The organism is Frankiales bacterium, assembly GCA_016125335.1.
Taxonomy (GTDB): domain Bacteria; phylum Actinomycetota; class Actinomycetes; order S36-B12; family CAIYMF01; genus Longivirga.
Map to the genome: position 1 here is coordinate 26,483 of WGLY01000002.1, position 20,138 is coordinate 46,620.

Consider the following 20,138-nt stretch of genomic DNA (forward strand, 5'->3'; position numbering starts at 1 on the left):
AGCGTCCGGGGACCGCAAACGCACGTCCGCGGAGCAACGCCGCCGTGCGGCACACCGCCGGACCGCGTGGCTGCGGCGCGGAGCCGCTCAGCGGCGGCGCAGACCCAGGGTGGCGCCGGTGAGGAACGCGCCGACGGCGGCCCCGAGGCCGCTGCTCACCGGGTTGTCGATGACCGGGAGCCACTGGAACAGGAACGTCGCGCCGAAGACGCCCACGCCGCACACGGCTGCGGCCACGCCGCCCGTGCGCACCGCCGACCCCACGCGCCCGCGCGCTGCGGGCTGATCCTTCGCGGCGGGCGTCACCTCGCCGCCCCGCTTCTGGGCGGGGGGCTTGGCCGGCCCGTTCATCGTGGAGTCGATCTCGGCCAGGAGGCGCTCGATGTCGTCGTCGCCGCTCATGCGTCCATCATGCCTCCGCACCCAGGACCGCGTCGTCCGGGAACCCGCCCGGGCGCGTGCGGCCGCGCCTACGCTGCGGGGATGCGCCGCCTGCCTGTCGTCGTGGCCTGCGCCGCGCTCGTGGCGGCGTGCTCCGCGGCCCCCGGGCCGACGCCGCCGCCCTCGGCCCCGCCCGCCACCACGTCCGCGCCGGGCAGCGCCACGTCCGCGCCGGGTCCGTCCTCGGCCACGCCTGCGGCGTCGGCACCTGCACTCCCTCCGCCCACGACGCCGCTGCGGGCGCACGAGCGGTTCCTCACCGTCGGCGTCGCCGACGACCTGCCCGGCCGCGTCTACGCCCCCGCGGCGCCCGCCGGCGGGACCGACGACTACCGCTGCTTCCTCGCCGACCCCCACCTGGTGGCACCCGCGTTCGTCACCGGCGTGCAGTTCTTGCCGGGCAACCCGGCCGTGGTGCACCACTCGATCCTGTTCCGGGTCGACCCCGACCAGGTGGCCGCGGCGCAGGCCAAGGACGACGCCGACCCGCGCCCGGGCTGGGAGTGCTTCGGCGGCCCGGGGCTGCCGTCGCGCTCGGCCAACCCCCTCGACGCGCTCGACTCCGCGCCCTGGCTCGCGGGCTGGGCGCCCGGCGGCCGCGAGTCGCTGTTCGGCCGCGGCACCGGCGTGCCCGTGCCGGCGGGCAGCCGCATCGTGATCCAGATGCACTACAACCTGCGCGACGTGGGCACCGCGCCGGTCACGGACTCCACGCACGTGCGCCTGCGGGTGTCCGACGACGCGGGCCTGACGCCGCTGCGCACCATGCTGCTGCCCGCTCCGGTGGAGCTGCCGTGCCTGCCCGGCGAGACCGGCCCGCTCTGCGACCGCCAGGCCGCGCTGGCCGACGTCGTCGCCCGGTTCGGGCCGGGCTCCGCGCGCACGGTGGCCGGCCTCCAGCTGCTCTGCGGGGGCTCGTTCGTCGCCCCGAGGGCAGGGTCCGTGCAGAGCTGCACGCGCTACCTGCGCGAGCCCGTGACCGTGCGCGCCGCGGCCGGCCACATGCACCTGCTGGGCCGGTCGATCACCGTCGTCGCGAACGCGGGCACCCCGCGCGAGCGCACGATCCTCGACATCCCGGTGTGGGACTTCGACAACCAGTCCGCCCGGCCCCTGCGCACGCCGTTGCGGCTGCGCGCGGGCGACACGATCACCGTCACCTGCCGGCACGACGCGCGCCTGCGCACGCAGCTGCCCGCGCTGGCCGACCTGCCCCCGCGCTACGTGGTGTGGGGGGAGGGGACCACCGACGAGATGTGCCTCGGCATCCTCATCACGAGCTGACGCGAGGCACGGGCCGCGCCGCGGTGCGAGGTGCTGGACCAGGCCCTACGGTGACCGCATGACCGACGACCGGGGGACGGTCGGCGCGATGCCGGCGCCGCGCACGCACTGGACACCGATGCTGTTCATCGGCCTCGGCACCGCGCTCATCATCATGGACGCGACGATCGTCAACGTCTCGCTGCCCTCCATCATCCGCGAGCTGCAGATCACGTCGGTCGACGCCGAGTGGGTCAACGCCATCTACTCGCTGGTGTTCGCCGCGCTGCTCATCGTGGCCGGCCGTCTCGGTGACCGGGTCGGCCGACGCCTCATGTTCATGTCGGGCGCGGTGGTGTTCGGCGTCGCGAGCATGATCGCCGCTCGAACGGGCGACGGCACCGCCCTGATCGCGGCGCGCGCGCTGCAGGGCGTCGGCGGGGCGATGATGTCGCCGACGTCGCTCTCGCTCGTGAACTCCATCTACGTCGGTCGCGCCCGCACCATCGCGTTCGCGATCTACGGCTCGATCATCGGCGGCATGGCCGCCGTGGGTCCGCTGCTCGGTGGCTGGCTCACCGAGCACCACTCGTGGCGCTGGGCCTTCTACATCAACGTGCCGATCGTGGTCGTGATCGTGATCGGGTCGCTCATCGTCGTCCCGGAGAGCAAGGACGACCACTTCGATCCCGGGTTCGACGTGCTCGGTGCGGTGCTGTCGGCCGTGGGTGTCGGCGCGCTGGTCTTCGCCCTGATCGAGGGTCGCAACTACGGCTGGACGGTGACCACCCACGACTCCACGATCGCCGGGATCACCTGGCGCACGGGGTCGGTCTCACCTGTGCTGTGGGCGCTCGTGGCCTCGGCGCTGTGCCTGGGCCTGCTGCTGCTCGTCGAATCCCGTCGGGCCGCGGCACGCCGTTCGGTGCTGCTGGACCTGTCGCTGTTCCGGATCGCGACGTTCAGCTTCGGCAGCATCGCCGGCCTCATCGTGAGCCTCGGCGAGTTCGGCATCCTCTTCTCGCTGCCGCTGTTCCTCCAGAGCGTGCTCGGCTACACCGCCTTCGGCGCCGGCGCGCTGCTGGCGACCCTGGCGATCGGCGCCTTCCTCGCCGGTCCCACGGCCGCGACGCTGGCGGAGCGGCGCTCGCCGCGCTTCGTGGCGCGGCTGGGCATGGTGCTCGAGGTCATCGGCATCCTGGGCCTGGGCCTGACGATGTCGACGTCGGTCAGCGGCTGGGTCATCTCGGCCTGGCTCATCGTGTACGGCGTCGGCGTCGGCTATGCCAGCGCGCAGCTGACCAGCCTCATCCTGGCCGACGTGCCCCGGCGCAAGAGCGGCCAGGCGAGCGGCACGCAGAGCACCGCGCGTCAGATCGGGTCGGCGCTGGGCACGGCCGTCCTCGGCACGGTGCTGTTCGTCACCCTCGCGCACGCCACCGAGACCAACCTGCAGAGCGTGCCCGGGCTCAGCGACGACCAGCGCGCATCGATCAGCGAGGCGGTCCAGGAGACGGCCGGCACGATCATCCCGGCCCTGGCCGAGAAGCCGGGTGGCCAGGCCGTCGCCGACGCCGCAGGGGAGGCGTTCGCCACCGCCATCCGCTTCACGGCGATCACCGCAGCAGGGTTCGTGCTGCTCGGGCTGCTGGCCACGCTCAAGCTGCCGCCGGACGGGCGGCGCGAGGAGGAGGCGGCCCTCGACGCCGAGAGCGTCGAGCCCGACCCCACGAGCGCCTGATCCTCCCGCGGCGCTCGGAGCGCGTCCCCTGTCGGTTGACAGATGGTTGCGGCATGATGGGTGCATGACACGCAGGACGGCACCCGAGGTCGCGGCGCTGCGCCGGCTCGACCCCGACGAGGCCGCGGCGCGGATCAGCGCGTGGGGGGACGATCGCTGGACCGAGGCCTTCCTGGCGGCACTGCAGAGCCGGGTCCGGAGCGCCCCGCTCGAACGGCTCATGACCAGCTGGGACCTGTCGTCCTCGGACCTCGCGCGCGTCTTCGGCGTGTCCCGCCAGGCGGTGTCCAAGTGGCGGGGGAGCGGGGTGCCCGCGGAGCGAGCGGTGGCTGTCGCGGACCTGTCCGCGGCCACCGACGTGCTGGAGCGCTACGTGCGCCCGGAGCGGATCCCCGCCGTCGTCCGACGGCCTGCGGACCTGCTCGGTGGCCGGTCCCTGCTGCAGCTCGCCGAGGCGGGGCAGTACGACGAGGTGCGCAGGGGAGCGGCGGCGATGGTCGACCTGCGCCGGATCCAGCCATGAGCCCCGAGCGCGCGCCCATCGCGACGCCGCTGGCCGACGGCGCCTCCTGGTGGCGGGTCGCGGACGCGTCGTGGGACGACCCGCTCGACCCCACCTGGGCCGGCCGGGTGGGCGGTCGCTGGAACGCCCCGGGGGCCGGCCCCACGCTGTACCTCAACGAGGACGTGCGAACGGCGCGCGCCCAGCTGCCCCGCCTGCTCGTGGGCACGGCGATCGACGTCGAGGACCTGCGCGACGACGCGCCCTACGTGCTCGTCGAGGTGACCCTTCCCGGCCGACAGCGCGTCGCCGACGCCGTGAGCGACACCGGCCTCGCGTCTCTCGGCCTGCCGCGGACCTACCCGCGGCGCCGGGACGGCAGGTACGTGCCCTGGCGCCCCTGCCAGACCGCGGGACGCGCGGTGCGCGAGGCCGGCCTGCGCGGGGTGCACGCCCGCTCGGCCGCCACCCCCGACGGCTCGGGCCGCGAGCTCGCCTGGTTCCCGGCCCGCGGCGCGACGGCGCACAGCCGGGGCGCCGCGCTGCCGTTCGCGGCCTGGCGCCACGCCGACCCGTCCGAGGCCTGACCGCCCGCGTCCCGCACGGCCCGGCGCGCGTCCGGACGCCCGGGTGGAGGCGGCCCGGGCGAGGAGGACACTGGAACCGTGCCTGCCACCGTGGAGTGCCCGCTGCGACCCGGGCAGCCGTGCACCCTGTGCCACCCGGAGGCCAAGAACGGCCCGCAGGACTGCCCGACGGTCGCGCTCGTGCGCGACGACCCGGACCTCGCGGAGCGTGCCGCCGCGCTGCGCGCCGCGCACCGCGCGGCGCTGCGGGACCCGGCGTCGCAGACCTAGGGCGTACCGCCGGGGAGGGGTCCCGCTGCACGCGGAGTCCGGCCGATCCTGGGCGGAGCCAGTCGACATTACATAATGTCGCTTATCGGCGTATCACGGGAGAGCACGGATCTGCCGCCCACGCGGGCGGCCCCCGTTCTCTCGCCGCCCGAGCGCTCAGCCGGCGTGGACGGCGTGGCCCGCGGCGCGCAGCGCCTCGACGGCCTTCTCCAGCGCCGCGGCGTGCACCAGCACGTAGTCCGTGTCGTACGTGGAGAGCACGAACACGCTGACGCCGACGTCGGCCAGCGGCGCCGTGAGCGCCGCCATGACGCCCACCATGGAGAAGTCCAGCGGGCCGGCCACCTCGAGGGCGCGCCAGTCCGGCTCGACGACGACGTGCTCGCCGGTCGGTGCGTCGTCCTCGGAGCACACCAGCGACACCTCGGCCTCGGTGCGTGTCACCGAGTAGAACGCCGCGCCGGGGCCCGGCACGGGCCAGGGGGCGTCCACGGGCAGCCGGCAGACCGACAGACGTTCGGGCAGCACGCGCAGGTCCATGCGGCCATCGTGCCCGACCGCGGGCCACGGGGCCGCCGCACGCGCGACCACGTCCGGCGAGTCGGCCGCGCGGCGGGCGCCCGCCCGGCATGATCGCGGGCATGAGCACCGGTGGCCCGGCGGTCCGGGTCTACGAGGACGACGCCACCCGCCGCACCGAGCAGCGCGCCTGGTACTGGTACGAGTGGGCCCAGTCGGCCTTCGTCACGACCGTCTCTGTCGTGCTCGTCACGCCCTACCTCACCTCCGTGGCCGAGACCGCCGCCGGGTGCACGGACGTGTCGGACACGAACCCGTGCACGACCGACCTCGACGTGCTGGGCATCCCCGTCTCGCCGGGCTCGGCGGTCTTCTACGTCGTCACGATCGCCACGGTGCTCTCGTTCCTCGCCATGCCGGTCGTCGGCGCCCTGGCGGACCGGTCGGCGTCCAAGCGCTCGTGGCTGGCCGGGTACGCGGTCGTCGGCGCGGTCGCCGCGGCGTGCCTGTTCTTCGTGACGGGCGGGGCGTGGCTGCTCGGCTCGCTGCTGCTCATCGTCGGCAACGTCGCGCTGATCGCGAGCCTCACGGTCTTCTCGGCGATCCTCGTGGACATCGCCGAGCCCGACGAGCGCGACCACGTCTCCACCCGCGGGTGGGCCTTCGGCTACGTCGGCGGGCTCGTCCTGCTCGTGGTCAGCCTGGCGCTCGTGCAGGGCCTGCCGTTCGGGCTCACCACCAGCGAGGCCGTGCGCATCTGCTTCGTGCTCGCCGGCGTGTGGTGGGCCGGGTTCACCCTCGTCCCCTTCCGCGGCCTGCGCGACCGCCCGGTGGTCGAGACGCGCCGCGGGGTGAGCGTGCGCGGCAGCTTCGGCCAGCTGCGCGACACCCTCGACCACGTCCGCGACTACCCCCAGACCCTGCGGTTCCTGCTCGCGTTCCTCTTCTTCAACGACGGCGTGCAGACCGTGATCGCCGTCGCGGCGGTCTACGGCGCCGAGGAGCTGGGGATGAAGACGACCTACGTCATCCTCGCCGTGATCCTCGTGCAGATCTTCGGCGTCGCCGGCGCTGTGGGCATGGGCCGCCTGGCCTCGCGCCGCGGCGCCTACCGCGTCGTGCTGGGCGCGATCGTCGTCTGGGTGGTCATCGTGGGCCTCGGCTTCGTGATCCCCGCGGGCTCGCTCCCCCTGTTCCTGCTGCTCGCCTGCTGCATCGGGCTCGTCGTCGCGGGCACCCAGGCCCTGTCGCGCTCGCTGTACTCCCAGCTCATCCCGCTGGGCCGCGAGGCGGAGTACTTCAGCCTCTACCAGGCCTGCGAGCGCGGCACGTCGTGGCTGGGCACGCTGCTGTTCGGCCTGGTCCACCAGTTCACCGGCTCGTACCGCGCCGCCATCGTCGCCCTGGTGCTGTTCTTCGTCGTGGGCGGGCTGCTCCTGCGCCGGGTCGACGTCGAGCGGGGCATCCGCGAGGCCGGCAACGAGCTGCCCTCCGTCGTCTGACCCACCCCGCGCAGGGCGGCCTCCGCTCCCCCGGCCCACCGGGCCCTTCCCCCGCCCGACGCGCCGCCGTCCGGGTGACGCCGCTCCTGCCGGTGCCGGGGCGTGCCGACGCTGGATCCGGGCACCGGGACCGAGGCCGCGTCAGCGCACGATTACCGGACGATGTGTCGGCGCGGGATCCTCGGGAACACCCCGCGCGTCTCGTCCGTTAGAAGGCAACGAGACCGGTCCACCCCCCACCGGCGATCGACAGGACGGGAAACCTCATGAGCGACGGCGCCCTGCGCGGCACCCGACTCGGTGCGACGAGCTACGAGACCGACGACCACGTCGAGCTCGCTCCGCGCCAGGTCGTGCACTACGACTGCCCCGAGGGGCACACCACCTCCATGCCCTTCTCCGTCGAGGCCGAGGTCCCGGCGGTGTGGGAGTGCCGCACCTGCGGCGCGGAGGCCCTCATGCGCGACGGCGAGAAGCCGGAGGCCAAGCCGGCCAAGCACGTGCGCACCCACTGGGACATGCTGCTCGAGCGCCGCAGCATCGAGGACCTCGAGGTTCTCCTCGAGGAGCGCCTCGGCCTGCTGCGCGACGGCCGCACCCCGGCCAAGCGGAGCGCGTGACCGCGCCCTGACAGACGACCCGCGCGACGGGTCTGCACCACCGGAGCGGACGGACAACCCTCCCCCTCGAGACGACCCGGGGCCCCCAGGGGACCCGGGTCGTCGCGCGTCCGGGCGCGACCGCTCCCCCGCGACCGCGTGCACCGGTCCGGGCCGCGGCCTCAGGCGCCCGGGGGCCGTCCCGGCGCCTCCCCCGGCCCGGTGGTGCCCGGCCCGCTCGGCCCCTGCGCGTCGGGCGGCGGCTGCGGGGGGACGACGTCCCCGCGCACGATCTCGCCGCGCACGGGCCGGCGCGCCTCGCCCGGCTCGTCGACCACGACGTCCTCGACCACGACGCGCCCCTGCACCGTGGTCCGCCGGTCGATGCGGACGCCGGCCGCCTCCGCGCGACGGCGCACCGAGCGCCCCAGCGCCCGGCCCAGGAACCGGCGCAGCGGCGCCACCAGCAGCAGCAGCCCCACCGTGCTGGTGAGCAGGCCCGGCACGGCGATGAGCAGGCCGGCCAGGAAGAGGCCGCCGGCGTCGCCCACCTCCCGGCCGGCCTGGCTGATGCGGTCCTGCGTGACGCCCGGCATCACGGCCGTGCCGTCCACCTGCACGGGGCGCAGCGAGCGGGCCGCGGCGAAGCCGGCGCGCCGCATCACCGCGACACCGAGCAGGAACAGCACCGCCACCAGCACGAGCACCCACGCCCAGCCGATCTGCGCGGCCAGCCACGACGCCACGACCCACTCGAGGACCGGGTAGACGACGACGAGAAGGATGACCCAGGCGCTCACGCGCTCACCGGCCCGTCCCCGACGCGGTCCGGTCGCCCGGGCCGGCCGCGCTGCCCTCGCGCCCGCCCGCGGAGGCGAGCAGCCGGCGCGCCTTGCGCGCCTTGTCGCCGACCCCCCACACGGTGACCCGCCACAGCGCCTCGGCCACGATGCGCTGGTCCATCTTGGAGTCGCCGCGCTCGCGCTCGACGAACTCGATCGGCACCTCGCGAACCCGCAGGCCGGCGTGCACCGCGCGACGGGCCAGGTCCACCTGGAAGCAGTAGCCCTTGCTCTCGACGCCGGTCAGGTCCAGCGCGCGCAGGGTGCTCGCCCGGAAGGCGCGGTAGCCGCCGGTCGCGTCCTTGAGCGGGATGCCGAGCATCACGCGCGTGTAGACGTTGCCGCCGCGCGAGAGCACCTCGCGCGAGCGCGGCCAGTTCACCACCGACCCGCCGGGCACGTAGCGCGAGCCGAGCACGAGGTCGGCCTCGCGCAGCGCGTCGAGCAGCCGGGGCAGCTGCTCGGGCTGGTGCGAGCCGTCGGCGTCCATCTCGACCACGACGTCGTAGCCGCGCTCGAGGGCCCAGTCGAAGCCGGCCAGGTAGGCCGCGCCCAGGCCCTCCTTGCCGCGCCGGTGGAGCACCTGCACGTGGTCGTCGGCGTCCGCGAGAGCGTCGGCGATGCGTCCCGTGCCGTCGGGGCTGTTGTCGTCGGCCACGAGCACGTCGACGTCGGGGACGGCCGAGCGCAGCCGGGCCACGATCGTCTCGAGGTTCTCCCGCTCGTTGAACGTCGGGATGATGACCAGCACGCGACCGAGTCCGGCGTACGACGACTCGCTCACGGTGCCTCCTCGGCGCGGGGACGGACGCCCGAGCCTACGTCCGCGGGCCCGGCCGCGAGGGCCGTCCCGCGCTCGCGCCGCGCGCGCAGCGCCACCAGGACCAGCAGCCACACGGCGGCGGCGCAGGCGAGCAGCTCCGGCACCGCGCCCACGCGGTCGGCGACGGTCAGGGTGTCGCGCAGCGGCACGGTGGCCACGAGGTAGCCCGCGCGGTGCTCGCCCACGGACCCGGCCAGCGAGCCGTCGGGCAGCACGATGGCCGTGATGCCGCTCGTCGCCGCCACCAGCACCGCGCGCCCGTGCTCCACCGCGCGCAGGCGCGACATCGCCAGCTGCTGCTCAGGCTGGCCGGTGCCCTCGTAGGTGGCGTTGTTGGTCTGCACGGTGATCAGCCGCGCGCCCTGCCCGGCCAGCTCGCCCTGCACGCCGTCGCCGCGCACCGCCGCACGGCCGAGCCCGTTGTAGGCCACCTCGAAGCAGATCAGGTCGCCGATGCGGGCCGGCCCGAGCTGGAGCACCCCGGTGCTCGTGCCGGCCTCGAAGTCGCGCGGCACCAGGTCGAACCGGCTGATCAGGCGCGAGAGCAGCGGGCGCAGCGGGATCCACTCGCCGAACGGCACCGGGTGCTGCTTGACGTAGAACGACGACGGCCCCGGCGTGCCGGACGACGACGGCAGCCACACGATGCCGGTGTTGCGCACCCGCGTGGGGTCGGCCGGGTCGTTGACCACCGCGCCCACGAGGACCGGCACGCCCACCGCGTCGACCGCCTCCTGGATCCGGGCGCGCGCCCAGTCGTCGACGAACGGGTCGATGTCGGTCGAGTTCTCCGGCCATACGACGAGCTCCGGCCGCGGCACCACGCCGGCTGCGACGTCGGCGGCGAGCCGCTCGGTCTCGGTCACGTGGTTGGTCAGCACGGCCGCCCGCTGGCCGAAGGCGTCCAGGCCCTCGGACGGCACCCCGCCCTGCACCACGGCCGCGGTCACCGACGCCGGCTCCCCCGCCGGACCGGTCTCGCCGTCGACCGGCAGCGGCACGAGCGCCCCCGCGGTGCACACGACGGCGACCCCCACCAGCGCCGCGACGGTGGCGCGAGGGCGCCGCCGGGCGGTCCACGCGAAGGCGAGCAGGGCGCCCACCAGGGCGACGGCGAACGTGACCCCGGGCGCCCCGGCGAGCGCGGCGTACGGCGTCAGGGTCGTGGAGGTCTGGCCGAAGGCGAGGTCGCCCCACGGGAACCCGCCCAGCGGCGCCCGGCCGCGCACGGCCTCGGACAGCACCCACATGAGCGGCACGGCCAGCGGCCAGACGCGCAGCCGGGAGGTGGCGGCGACGCCGGCCCCCACCAGGCCCACGAACAGCGAGAAGGCTCCCGCGGTGAGCAGCCAGGCGTCGTCACCGACGACGCGCAGCCAGGCGATGTGCCAGGCGAGGAAGGCGAACCCGGCGAGCGTGCCGAGCCAGAAGCCGCGACGGGCGCGCACCCCGTGCCAGGACAGGGTCATCGCCGCGAGGGCGGGGGGCGCGAGCCACACGAGGTCGTAGGGCGGGAACGACAGGACGAGCGCGAGGCCGCCGGCCACGGAGCCCGCCACGCGCAGGAGCAGCTCCCGGTCGACGCGGCGCGCCGGCACCGGGCGCGCGGGCGGCCCGGGAGGGCCCGTCGCGACGAGCCCGAGGGTCGCGGGCTCGTCGCGCTCAGGCATGCCGACAGGCTACGTGAGCGCTGCGGCCGGCCAGGCCCCTCGTGAGGGTCACGGCAGGTCCGACGCGCCGGGCGCGGGCAGGGTTCCGGCCCGGGCCTGCGCCCGGGTACCGGTCAGGTCTCGAAGCGCGAGGCGTCGCCCGCCCCGCGGCGCAGCACCTCCGGCTCGACGCCGGACAGGTCGACCACGGTGGTCGGCTCGAGCCCGCAGTCGCCGGAGTCGACCACGGCGTCCACCTGGTGGTCGAGGCGCTCCTTGATCTCCCACCCGCTGGTGAGCGGGTCCTCGTCGCCCGGGAGCAGCAGCGTGCTCGACACCAGCGGCTCGCCGAGCTCGGCGAGCAGCGCCTGCGCCACCGTGTGCCGCGGGATCCGCACGCCCACCGTGAGCTTCTTGGGGTGCTGCAGCTTGCGCGGCACCTCCTTGGTGGCCGGGAGGATGAACGTGTAGCTGCCCGGCGTGCACGCCTTGACGGTGCGGAACATCGCGTTGCTCACGGTCACGTAGTGGCCGAGCTGGGCGAAGTCGGCGCACACGAGCGTGAAGTGGTGGCGCTCGTCGAGGTGGCGCACCTCGCGGATGCGCTCGAGCGCGTGCACGTTGCCCAGGCGGGCGCCCAGGGCGAAGCACGAGTCTGTCGGGTAGGCGATGAGCCCGCCCTCGCGGACGATCTCGGCGATCTGGCCGATCGAGCGCGACTGCGGGTTGTCCGGGTGCACGTCGAAGTACCGGGCCATGCCCCGACCCTAGCCGCGCCCCGCGGGTGATCCGGGCGGATCGGGTCGCCGTACGCCACCCGGACGGCGGCGGGCGTGCGCACCTCGCGGGCGGTGCGAGGATGGTGCGGATGACCGACGCCGACCCGTCCCGCGCGGGCTCTCCCGGCCCCGCGCCGGCCGAGCCGGCGGTGGTGGACCCGGCCGTCCCGCCCTCCGGCGGCCTGGCCACCACCAGCACGTTCGCCTCGCTGGCGGTGCCGAACTACCGCCGCTTCTTCCTCGGCCAGGCCGTGTCGCTCACGGGGACCTGGATGCAGTCGGTGGCCCTGGCGTGGCTGGTGCTCCAGCTGACCGGGTCGGCCACCTGGGTCGGCCTCGCCGTCGCGCTGCAGACCCTGCCGGTCCTCCTGCTCGGACCGTACGCCGGCGTCCTGGTGGACCGGGTCGACAAGCGCCGCCTGCTGCTGGGGACGCAGTCGGCGGCCGCGGCGCAGGCGCTGCTCATCGGCGTCCTGACGGTGCGCGGCGACGTCACGATGGCCTGGGTGCTCGCGCTCTCGCTCGTGCTCGGCCTGGTGAACACCCTCGACAACCCCGGGCGCCAGTCCTTCGTGCGGGAGATGGTGACCGGCCCGCTCGTCCGCAACGCGGTCACCCTCAACTCCGTGGTGGTCAACGCCTCGCGCGCCGTGGGCCCGGCGGTCGGCGGCCTGCTGATCGCGAGGTACGGCGTGGGCGTGTGCTTCCTCATCAACGCCGCGAGCTTCCTCGCCGTCATCGGCGCCTACCTCACGATGGACGTGGCGCAGCTCGGCCGCGCCACGCCGGCGCCGCGCGCGCCGCGCCAGCTGCGCGACGGGCTGTCCTACGTGCGCCGCACGCCGGACCTGTTCGTGCCGCTGCTCATGATGGCGCTCGTGGGCACGCTCACCTACGAGTTCTCGGTGTCGCTGCCTGCGCTGGCGACCGACACGTTCGGCGAGGGCGCGGCCGCTCTGGGCGCGATCACCTCGGCCATGGGTGTGGGCGCGGTCCTCGGCGGGCTGGCCAGCGCGAGCCGCAGCGCGACCGGGATCCGGCCGCTGGCGGTGTCGGCGACCGCCTTCGGCGTGGCCACCGCGTGCACCGCCCTCTCCCCCACGGTGCAGGTCGCGGGAGCCTCGCTGCTGCTCGTGGGCGCTGCGAGCGTGTGGTTCCTCTCCGTGGGCAACGCGACGCTCCAGCTCACCGCGGCGCCGCAGATGCGGGGCCGCGTCATGGCCCTGTGGGCGGTGGCCTTCCTCGGCTCGACCCCGCTGGGCGGCCCGCTGGTGGGCTGGGTGTCCGAGCACCTGAGCCCGCGCTGGGGCCTGGGCCTCGGCGCCGCGGCCGCGCTGGGCGCCGCCGGCATCGGCGCGTGGGCGCTGCGCAGCCACGCCGCGCACGCGGTGCCGCAGCCGGAGGCGGGCTGACGCGCCCGGCGACGGGCGGCACCGGCATCCCGCGGCTCAGCCGGGGACGACCACCGTGCCCGTCGCGGTCGTGACCACGATCGGCTCGGGCAGCACCTCCGCCGCCGACGCCGAGACCCCCGGCGTCGCACGGCACACCACGCGGGCCTCGAACGCGACACCGCGCGACCGACGTCCCACGCGCGTGACGGTCACCGTGGCCTCGAGCACGTCGCCGCCCATGACCGGCGCGCGGAAGGCGACCTCGTCGTAGCCGGCGAAGAGTCCCTCGTCGCCGTCGGTGCGGATGCACAGCTCGGTGGCGACGTCCCCGAACATCGCGAGCACGTAGGCACCGTCGACGAGGTTGCCGCCGTAGTGCGCGTGCGAGTACGGCACGTACCTGCGGTGGGTGACGGTGGCGCCCAGGCGGGCGTCGGCGGTGGGCTCGGTCATGACGCCTTCTTCCGTGTGGTGGTCCGCGGGGACGCGGCCGGTGCGGTGCGGGCCCGGGCCGGGCCCGAGGGCACCAGCGCGGAGACGAGGTAGGACGCGACCTCGCCCGGCGTCGTGCCGCGCCCGAAGATGCGGTCGACGCCGAGCTCCGCCGTGGCGAGCTCGTCGAAGCGGGGGCCGCCGACGACGAGCAGCGGGCGGCGCTCGGCCGGGAACGCCTCGCGGAAGGCGGCGCTCATCTCCCGGGTGTTGTGCAGGTGCGCGTCGCGCTGGGTGACCACCTGCGACACGAGCACCGCGTCGGCCCGGTGCACCCGGGCCTGCTCCACGAGCTCGGGCACGGGCACCTGCGCGCCGAGGTTCACCACCGTGATCTCGGAGTAGTACTCGAGGCCCTTCTCTCCCGCGAAGCCCTTGATGTTGAGGATCGCGTCGATGCCGACCGTGTGCGCGTCGGTGCCGATGCACGCACCCACGACGACCAGCGGGCGGCGCAGGCCCTTCTTGATCGCCGTGTTGACCTCCTTGGGCGACAGCAGCGGGTAGTCGCGCTCCGCGACGACGACGTCGCGGGTGTCGACGAGGTGCTGCACCGGGCCGTAGACGACGAAGAACGTGAAGTCGGGCCCCATGGCCTTGGCGTGCACGACCATCGCCGGGTCCATGCCCATCTTCTGGGCCAGCAGCTGCGCGGCACCCTCGGCCCGCTTGTCGTGCGGCAGCGGCAGCGTGAACGACATCTGCACCATGCCGTCGCCGGTCGCGTCGCCGTACGGCCGGACGATGGTGCCCCGGGAGCTCGCGGCGCTCATCGGGTCGCCCCTTCCTCGAGCAGGTCGGTCGCGGGGTTGAGGTAGCCGGAGGCCTTGCGCACCACGCCGTCCAGGCCGCGGCCGGCGTCCGACGGGCGCTTCATGAGCCCGAACGTCCCGTCCGCGATCGCCTCCAGGAGCGTGTCGTCGACGATGCGCTCGAGCAGGTCGACCGCCTCGCCGAGGACCTGCCGCGCGCGCTGCGCGATGAAGCCGTCCGGGGCGGGCCGGAAGTCCTCGCGCAGGTTGCCCGCCGCGTTGAACACGTACATCACGTTCTGCAGCGCGAGGTCGCGGTCGGACAGCCACGGGGTGACGACCGCCTCGGTCATCATGCCGACGAGCAGGATCCCCTGGCCGGTGAGCGCGCCCGCGAGGTTGAAGAAGCCGTCCAGCAGGTAGCCGCGGAAGACGTCGCCCGTCATGTGCTTGGTGGGCGGCATCCACTTGAGCGGCGCGTCCGGGAAGAGGGCCCGCGCGAGCATGGCGTGGGCCAGCTCGAGGCGGAACGAGTCGGGGATGTCCGGGTTGATCTCGAAGGCGTGCCCGAGGCCGAGCTGCCAGTCCGCGAGCCCGGCCTCCTTGGCGAAGTACTCGTTGAGCAGCTGGCTCACGGTGACCGTGTGCGCCGCGTCGACGGCGTCGGCGGTGGTGAGGTAGTTGTCCTCGCCGGTGTTGATGATGATGCCGGCGCGGGCGTGCACCTGGCGGGAGAAGCGCTGGTCGACGAACGTGCGCACCGGGTTGATGTCGCGGAAGAGGATCCCGTACATGCTGTCGTTGAGCATCATGTCGAGCCGCTCGAGCCCGGCCAGCGACGCGATCTCCGGCATGCACAGGCCGGAGGCGTAGTTGGTGAGCCGCACGTAGCGACCGAGCTCCTTGCTCGTCTCGTCGAGCGCCGCGCGCATCAGGCGGAAGTTGGCCTGGGTCGCGTAGGTGCCGGCGTAGCCCTCGCGCGTGGGCCCCTCGGGCACGTAGTCGAGCAGCGACTGACCGGTGGAGCGGATGACGGCGATGACGTCGGCACCCTCGCGGGCCGCCGCCTGCGCCTGCGGGATGTCCTCGTAGATGTCCCCGGTGGCCACGATGAGGTAGACCCACGGGGCGGGCGGGTCGCCGTACCGGCGCACGAGCCGGTCGCGCTCGGCCCGGCGCGCGTCGATGCGCCGGATCCCGGCGGCCACCGCACGCCGCGACGCCGTGGCGGCGCGCGTCCGGTCGCGTCCCTCCGGCAGCCGCAGCGCCACCGAGCCCGCGGCGGCCTTCTGCGCGACGGTGAGCAGGTCGTCGCCCGTGCGCGCCATGGCGTCCCAGACGGGAAGGGCCACGCCCTGCTCGAGGCCCACCTCCTCGCGCACGACGTCCACGAGGCGGTTGACCCACGGGATGCCCTCGACGTCGGCGCCCTCGAGGCCGGCGAGCCGGAGCAGGGCCCGCTCGACCGACACGGTGGTGTGCCGCTTCGCCAGCGAGACCACCGGCGCGCCCGCCCGGCGGGCCAGCGTGCGCGCCTTGCGGATGGTCACGGGATCGAGGTCGAGCATCCGACGGGGATCGGTCGACGTGCGGCTCACGCCGCCACCTCCTCGAGGTCGCCTGAGTCGTGCAGGATCGTGCCGCGCAGCACCGTGCGCACGCAGGTGGGGGGCGGGGAGTCCAGGTCCGGCCAGCCGTCGTCGCCGGGGTCGGCGCGCCACACGGCGAACGTCGCCGGGCCACCGGCCCGCAGCCCGTCCTCCGGAGCCTCTCCCACGGCGCGGTGCGCGGCCGCCGTGTGCGCGCGGAAGGCGTCCGCGAGCGGCAGGCCCTTCCCCGGGGTGCGGTGGCGGACGGCGGCCCGCACGGTGCCCCACGGGTCGAGCGGAGTCACGGGCGCGTCGCTGCCCAGCACCAGCGCGACGCCCGCGGCGGCGAGATCGGCGTAGGGGTTGAGTCGCACGCCCCGCTCCGGGCCGAGGCGGTCGACGTACATCCCCGACGGGCCGCCCCAGGCGGCGTCGAAGGCCGGCTGCACGGACGCGACGACCTCGAGGTCCGCGAGCACCGACACGTGACGGGCGTCGAGCATCTCGGCGTGCTCGAGCCGGTGGTGCAGCGCACGGACCCGGTCGCGGCCCGCGACGGCCGCGGCGGCGACGAGTCCGTCGGCGACGACGTCCATGGCGGCGTCGCCGATGACGTGGAACCCGGCCTGGACCCCGGCGACCGAGCACCGCACGAGGTGGTCCGCGACCGCGTCCGCGTCGAGGTAGAGCGCACCGCGGGTGTCGGCGTCGGCGTAGGGCGAGCGCAGGTGCGCGGTGCGCGACCCGAGTGCGCCGTCGACGAACAGGTCGCCCCCCAGCCCGTGGGCGCCGAGGTCGCGCAGCGCGTCCAGGCCGCCGTCGGCCGCGGTCTGGCCCCAGTAGGCGACCACGTCGGGCAGCGCCGGGTCCGCGGCCACCTCGAGCAGGGTGCGCAGGTCGTCCTCCCCGCCGATGCCGGGCCCGTTCATCTCGTGCACGTGGGCGATCCCGCGGGCGGCGGCCGTGCGCAGCATGTGCCGCTGGGCCTCGGCGCGCTGGGACGCCGTGACCGAGCCGAGGGCCACCGCGCGCACCACGTGGTGCGCCTCGCGCCGCACCCAGCCGTCGGCGTCGTAGCCGTCGGCCCGTGCGGCGGCGGGCGCGGTCGCGAGCAGCGCCCCGCTCACCAGGGCGGAGTGGACGTCGACGCGCGAGAGGTAGACCAGCGAGCCGTAGGTGGCACGGTCGAGCTCGGCGGCCGTGGGCAGGGTGCGGTCCGGCCAGGCGGTCTCGTCCCACCCGTGCCCGAGCACGGGCCGCCCGCGCAGGGCCCGGGTGCGGGCGGCGACGGCGTCGAGCACGTCGTCGCGGGAGCGGGCGGCGGACAGGTCCAGCCCGGTGAGCACGAGCCCGGTGTCGGTGGCGTGGACGTGGCCGTCGACGAACGCCGGGAGCACGAGCGCACCGGAGAGCTCGACGACGACGTCGGCCGAGCCGGAGCCCGGCGACCCGACGTGCGCGAGCGTCGCGCCGTCGACGACCACGTCGGCCTCGACGATCCGCCCGTCGACCAGGGTGCGCCCGCCGCGCAGCAGCAGCCGGGTCATGCCGCCGTCACAGGTGGCCCTCGGCGGCGAGCCGGTCGGTGAACAGCCCGGCGACCCCGGCGTCCGTGCGCAGGAGGTCGAACGCGAGCTCGGCGTGCCCGGGCGTGAACCCGTTGCCGATGAGCATCGTGACGTCGGCGGCGAGGCCCTCGGCGCCGAGCGCGGCGGTGGAGAAGGACGTGGCCATCGAGAAGAAGATGATCGTGCCGCCGTCGCCGCACGACAGGATCGCGCCGTGCTCGCACCCGGGCACGTCCACGCACACCACCACGACGTCCGCGGGACCGCCGAGTGCTCCGGCGATGGCGTCGGACAGTCCGACCGGGTCGCGGGCGTCCGCCAGGGCGACGACGTCGGCCAGCCCTGCGCGCTCGAGCGCCTCGGCCTCGCGGGTGACCGGGACGACGCCGACGGTGCGCGCGGCGCCCGCGCGGCGGGCGGCCGCCAGCGACAGCGAGCCGCTCTTGCCCGCTCCCCCGACGACGGCGACGCTCGGGGCCCGGCCGGCGTCGACGTAGCGGCGCACGACGCGCGCGGTGAGCGCCGGGGCGCCGCACACGTCCATCACCGCCATCGCGAGCGGACCGGGCAGGTCGTCGGGCACACGGGCCACGATCGTGCGGTCGAACAGGATCGCGTGGCCGTCGCAGGGCACCTGCTCGGAGCGGCCGTCCCAGTCGCGGAGGTCGTCGTGGATCTCCAGCGGGGTCAGCGTGAGCGACACCAGCGTGGTCACCTCGTCGCCCACGGCGAGCTCGTGGTGGTGGCTGTCCGGACCGATCTCCTCGACAACGCCGACGAGCATCCCGCCGGAGCCGGTGACTGGGTTGTGCATCTTCCCGCGCGTCCGCACGATGTCGAGCACCTCGGCGCGCACGGCGTCGCCGTCGCCGCCGTGCTTGTCCGAGAGCTGGCGGAAGCTCGCGGCGTCGAGGTTGAGCCGGCGCACCCGCACCCGCACCTCCCCCGTGACCAGCTCCGGCGTCGTGTCCAGGCGCCAGGCGGCCTGCGGGAGGACCCCGCGCGGCTCGAGGACGCGGTGCAGGCCCACCGGGCTCACCGGGTGCCGCTCCTGGGTGCTGCTCACGTGCCGATCCTTCCGTTCCGGGCGCCCGGGCGGGCGCCGCTCGGACCACGAACGGTCGCCGGCCCGGTGCCGCGAGTACCGGGCGGCCGCATTCCGTACGCCGTTCCTTCAGGGTCCTGCGGGATAGAGCGCAAATCGTCCGGTCACATGGTGCCAGATCCGGACGATATCCCGTATCCTCGCCGGAACGGCGTACGCGGCACGTCCGCGACCGCCGCGACCGTCCGGGCCGCTGGGCCCGCTCCCACCCCCTCCCCCGACTCATCGGAGGCTCCCCGTGACCGAGACCCTCGAAGCCACTGTCGAGGCCGCCGACGGTCGTGCGCTCCCGCAGCCGTACGCCTACGCGCGCCGCGAGCTCGTCGAGCCGGACTGGCGCCGCTTCCCCGGCTGGGCGCAGGTGACCGAGGAGGAGTGGCGCTCCGCGCAGTGGCAGCGCGCGCACTGCGTCAAGAACACCGGCCAGCTGCGCGCCGTGCTCGGCGACCTGGTCGAGGACCGGTTCTACGAGGACCTCGAGTCCGACATCGCGCACGCCGCCACGATGTCGATGCTGCTCACCCCGCAGATGCTCAACACGATGGCGTCCGGCACGGACGCGGCGGGCGCGGGCTCGCTCACCGAGGCCTTCTACGCCGACCCGGTGCGCCGCTACATGCTGCCGGTGCTCTCCGACCGCCGCACCGACTGGCGCAGCCACCCGCACGCCACGCGGGACTCGCTGCACGAGCACGAGATGTGGGCGGTCGAGGGGCTCACCCACCGCTACCCCACCAAGGTGCTGGCCGAGATGCTGCCCACCTGCCCGCAGTACTGCGGCCACTGCACGCGCATGGACCTCGTCGGCAACTCGACCCCCACCGTCGACAAGCTGAAGTTCGTGGGCAAGCCGGACAACCGCCAGCAGGAGATGCTCGACTACCTGCGCCGCTCCCCCGGCGTGCGCGACGTGGTGGTCTCCGGCGGCGACGTCGCGAACATGCCGTGGCCCCGGCTCGAGCAGTTCGTGTCGGCGCTGCTGGAGATCGACAACATCCGCGACATCCGGCTGGCGTCCAAGGCCCTCATGGGCCTGCCGCAGCACTGGCTCCAGGACGACGTCCGCGCGGGCATGGAGCGCCTCGCGACCACGGCGCGCCAGCGCGGCGTGGGCCTCGCGATCCACACCCACGTCAACAGCGCCGAGTCGGTCACCCCGCTGGTCGCCGAGGCGGCGCGGGCCATGATGGAGGCCGGCGTCCGCGACGTGCGCAACCAGGGCGTGCTCATGCGCGGGGTCAACGCCACGGTCAACGACCTGCTGGACCTGTGCTTCTCGCTGCTCGACGGCGCCGGGATCATGCCCTACTACTTCTACATGTGCGACATGATCCCCAACGCCGAGCACTGGCGGCTCGCGGTGTGGGAGGCGCAGGCGCTGCAGCACGGGATCATGGGCTACCTCCCCGGCTTCGCCACGCCGCGCATCGTGTGCGACGTCCCCTACGTCGGCAAGCGGTGGGTGCACCAGGTGCACGAGTACGACCGCGAGCGCGGCATCACCTACTGGACGAAGAACTACCGCACCGGCATCGAGACCGCCGACGCCGAGGCGCTCTCGCGCACCTACGAGTACTACGACCCGATCCACACGCTCGGCACCACCGGCCAGCAGTGGTGGACGCAGCACGCCGACTCCTCCATCGCGGCGGCCGAGTCCAGCCGGGGCGTGCACTCCTGAGCCGCACGCCGCCCGCGGCGGGGCTGCGGGCGGCGCCGGC

General features: G+C 74.9%; 20 protein-coding genes. 9 read left to right on the forward strand and 11 right to left on the reverse strand.

The genetic code is table 11. The annotated features are described in order from the left end of the window. Positions 1–87 precede the first annotated feature (87 nt). The gene (locus GC157_01000; protein ID MBI1376054.1) at positions 88–402 is read right to left on the reverse strand and encodes a hypothetical protein; all 315 of its coding nucleotides are present in this window, start codon (positions 400–402) and stop codon (positions 88–90) included. 81 nt (positions 403–483) lie between these two features. Between GC157_01000 and GC157_01005 the strand changes: the two genes are divergently transcribed. The 5 genes from GC157_01005 to GC157_01025 all read left to right on the forward strand — a co-directional run bounded on the left by GC157_01005 (position 484) and on the right by GC157_01025 (position 4,804). Further along, positions 484–1,725, forward strand: a complete 1,242-nt coding sequence (locus GC157_01005; GenBank protein MBI1376055.1) for a monooxygenase — start codon at positions 484–486, stop codon at positions 1,723–1,725. A gap of 88 nt (positions 1,726–1,813) precedes the next feature. After that, complete coding sequence (locus GC157_01010; GenBank protein ID MBI1376056.1) at positions 1,814–3,445, forward strand: DHA2 family efflux MFS transporter permease subunit; 1,632 nt, start codon at positions 1,814–1,816, stop codon at positions 3,443–3,445. Positions 3,446–3,509: 64 nt separating this feature from the next. Continuing rightward, the gene (locus GC157_01015) at positions 3,510–3,968 is read left to right on the forward strand and encodes a hypothetical protein (GenBank protein ID MBI1376057.1); all 459 of its coding nucleotides are present in this window, start codon (positions 3,510–3,512) and stop codon (positions 3,966–3,968) included. Further along, entirely contained in the window at positions 3,965–4,534 is a 570-nt protein-coding gene (locus tag GC157_01020) for an RES domain-containing protein (protein ID MBI1376058.1), read from the forward strand. The genes GC157_01015 and GC157_01020 overlap by 4 nt, the downstream gene beginning before the upstream one ends. A 90-nt stretch (positions 4,535–4,624) precedes the next feature. Next, a complete protein-coding gene (locus GC157_01025; protein MBI1376059.1) occupies positions 4,625–4,804 on the forward strand; it encodes a hypothetical protein in 180 nt (59 codons plus the stop codon). Between the two features lie 156 nt (positions 4,805–4,960). Here GC157_01025 and GC157_01030 read toward each other — a convergent pair whose 3' ends face one another. Then, positions 4,961–5,344, reverse strand: a complete 384-nt coding sequence (locus GC157_01030) for an ACT domain-containing protein (GenBank protein ID MBI1376060.1) — start codon at positions 5,342–5,344, stop codon at positions 4,961–4,963. An 89-nt stretch (positions 5,345–5,433) separates the two neighbouring features. Here GC157_01030 and GC157_01035 point away from each other — a divergent pair, with 89 nt between their 5' ends. Both GC157_01035 and GC157_01040 read left to right on the forward strand, forming a co-directional pair. Further along, on the forward strand, positions 5,434–6,825 hold the full coding sequence (locus GC157_01035) for an MFS transporter (protein MBI1376061.1): 1,392 nt from the start codon (positions 5,434–5,436) through the stop codon (positions 6,823–6,825). 266 nt (positions 6,826–7,091) lie between these two features. Next, on the forward strand, positions 7,092–7,445 hold the full coding sequence (locus tag GC157_01040) for an RNA polymerase-binding protein RbpA (protein MBI1376062.1): 354 nt from the start codon (positions 7,092–7,094) through the stop codon (positions 7,443–7,445). 161 nt (positions 7,446–7,606) lie between these two features. Here the strand turns inward: GC157_01040 and GC157_01045 are convergent, their stop codons facing one another. From GC157_01045 to GC157_01060, 4 genes are all read right to left on the reverse strand, one after another. Next, positions 7,607–8,224: a hypothetical protein gene (locus GC157_01045; GenBank protein MBI1376063.1), complete on the reverse strand. Its 618-nt coding sequence runs from the start codon at positions 8,222–8,224 to the stop codon at positions 7,607–7,609. Positions 8,225–8,228: 4 nt separating this feature from the next. Continuing rightward, on the reverse strand, positions 8,229–9,050 hold the full coding sequence (locus tag GC157_01050) for a glycosyltransferase (protein MBI1376064.1): 822 nt from the start codon (positions 9,048–9,050) through the stop codon (positions 8,229–8,231). After that, positions 9,047–10,759, reverse strand: coding sequence for an apolipoprotein N-acyltransferase (lnt, locus tag GC157_01055; GenBank protein MBI1376065.1), 1,713 nt, complete (start codon positions 10,757–10,759; stop codon positions 9,047–9,049). Before lnt ends, GC157_01050 begins: the two co-directional genes overlap by 4 nt. Positions 10,760–10,872: 113 nt before the next feature. Beyond that, positions 10,873–11,496: a threonylcarbamoyl-AMP synthase gene (locus GC157_01060; protein MBI1376066.1), complete on the reverse strand. Its 624-nt coding sequence runs from the start codon at positions 11,494–11,496 to the stop codon at positions 10,873–10,875. Between the two features lie 110 nt (positions 11,497–11,606). Here GC157_01060 and GC157_01065 point away from each other — a divergent pair, with 110 nt between their 5' ends. Continuing rightward, on the forward strand, positions 11,607–12,929 hold the full coding sequence (locus GC157_01065) for an MFS transporter (GenBank protein ID MBI1376067.1): 1,323 nt from the start codon (positions 11,607–11,609) through the stop codon (positions 12,927–12,929). Positions 12,930–12,965: 36 nt separating this feature from the next. Here GC157_01065 and GC157_01070 read toward each other — a convergent pair whose 3' ends face one another. The 5 genes from GC157_01070 to GC157_01090 are packed head-to-tail and all read right to left on the reverse strand — an operon-like array spanning position 12,966 to position 18,342. After that, positions 12,966–13,364, reverse strand: coding sequence for a 3-aminobutyryl-CoA ammonia-lyase (locus GC157_01070; protein MBI1376068.1), 399 nt, complete (start codon positions 13,362–13,364; stop codon positions 12,966–12,968). Continuing rightward, entirely contained in the window at positions 13,361–14,176 is an 816-nt protein-coding gene (locus tag GC157_01075) for a lysine 2,3-aminomutase (GenBank protein ID MBI1376069.1), read from the reverse strand. The genes GC157_01070 and GC157_01075 overlap by 4 nt, the downstream gene beginning before the upstream one ends. Next, positions 14,173–15,723, reverse strand: a complete 1,551-nt coding sequence (locus GC157_01080) for a lysine 2,3-aminomutase (protein ID MBI1376070.1) — start codon at positions 15,721–15,723, stop codon at positions 14,173–14,175. Before GC157_01080 ends, GC157_01075 begins: the two co-directional genes overlap by 4 nt. 26 nt (positions 15,724–15,749) lie before the next feature. Then, positions 15,750–17,291, reverse strand: coding sequence for an amidohydrolase family protein (locus GC157_01085; protein ID MBI1376071.1), 1,542 nt, complete (start codon positions 17,289–17,291; stop codon positions 15,750–15,752). Positions 17,292–17,298: 7 nt separating this feature from the next. Further along, positions 17,299–18,342, reverse strand: a complete 1,044-nt coding sequence (locus tag GC157_01090) for a zinc-binding alcohol dehydrogenase (GenBank protein MBI1376072.1) — start codon at positions 18,340–18,342, stop codon at positions 17,299–17,301. A 313-nt stretch (positions 18,343–18,655) separates the two neighbouring features. Between GC157_01090 and GC157_01095 the strand changes: the two genes are divergently transcribed. Further along, entirely contained in the window at positions 18,656–20,098 is a 1,443-nt protein-coding gene (locus GC157_01095; protein ID MBI1376073.1) for a lysine 2,3-aminomutase, read from the forward strand. Positions 20,099–20,138: the final 40 nt, after the last annotated feature.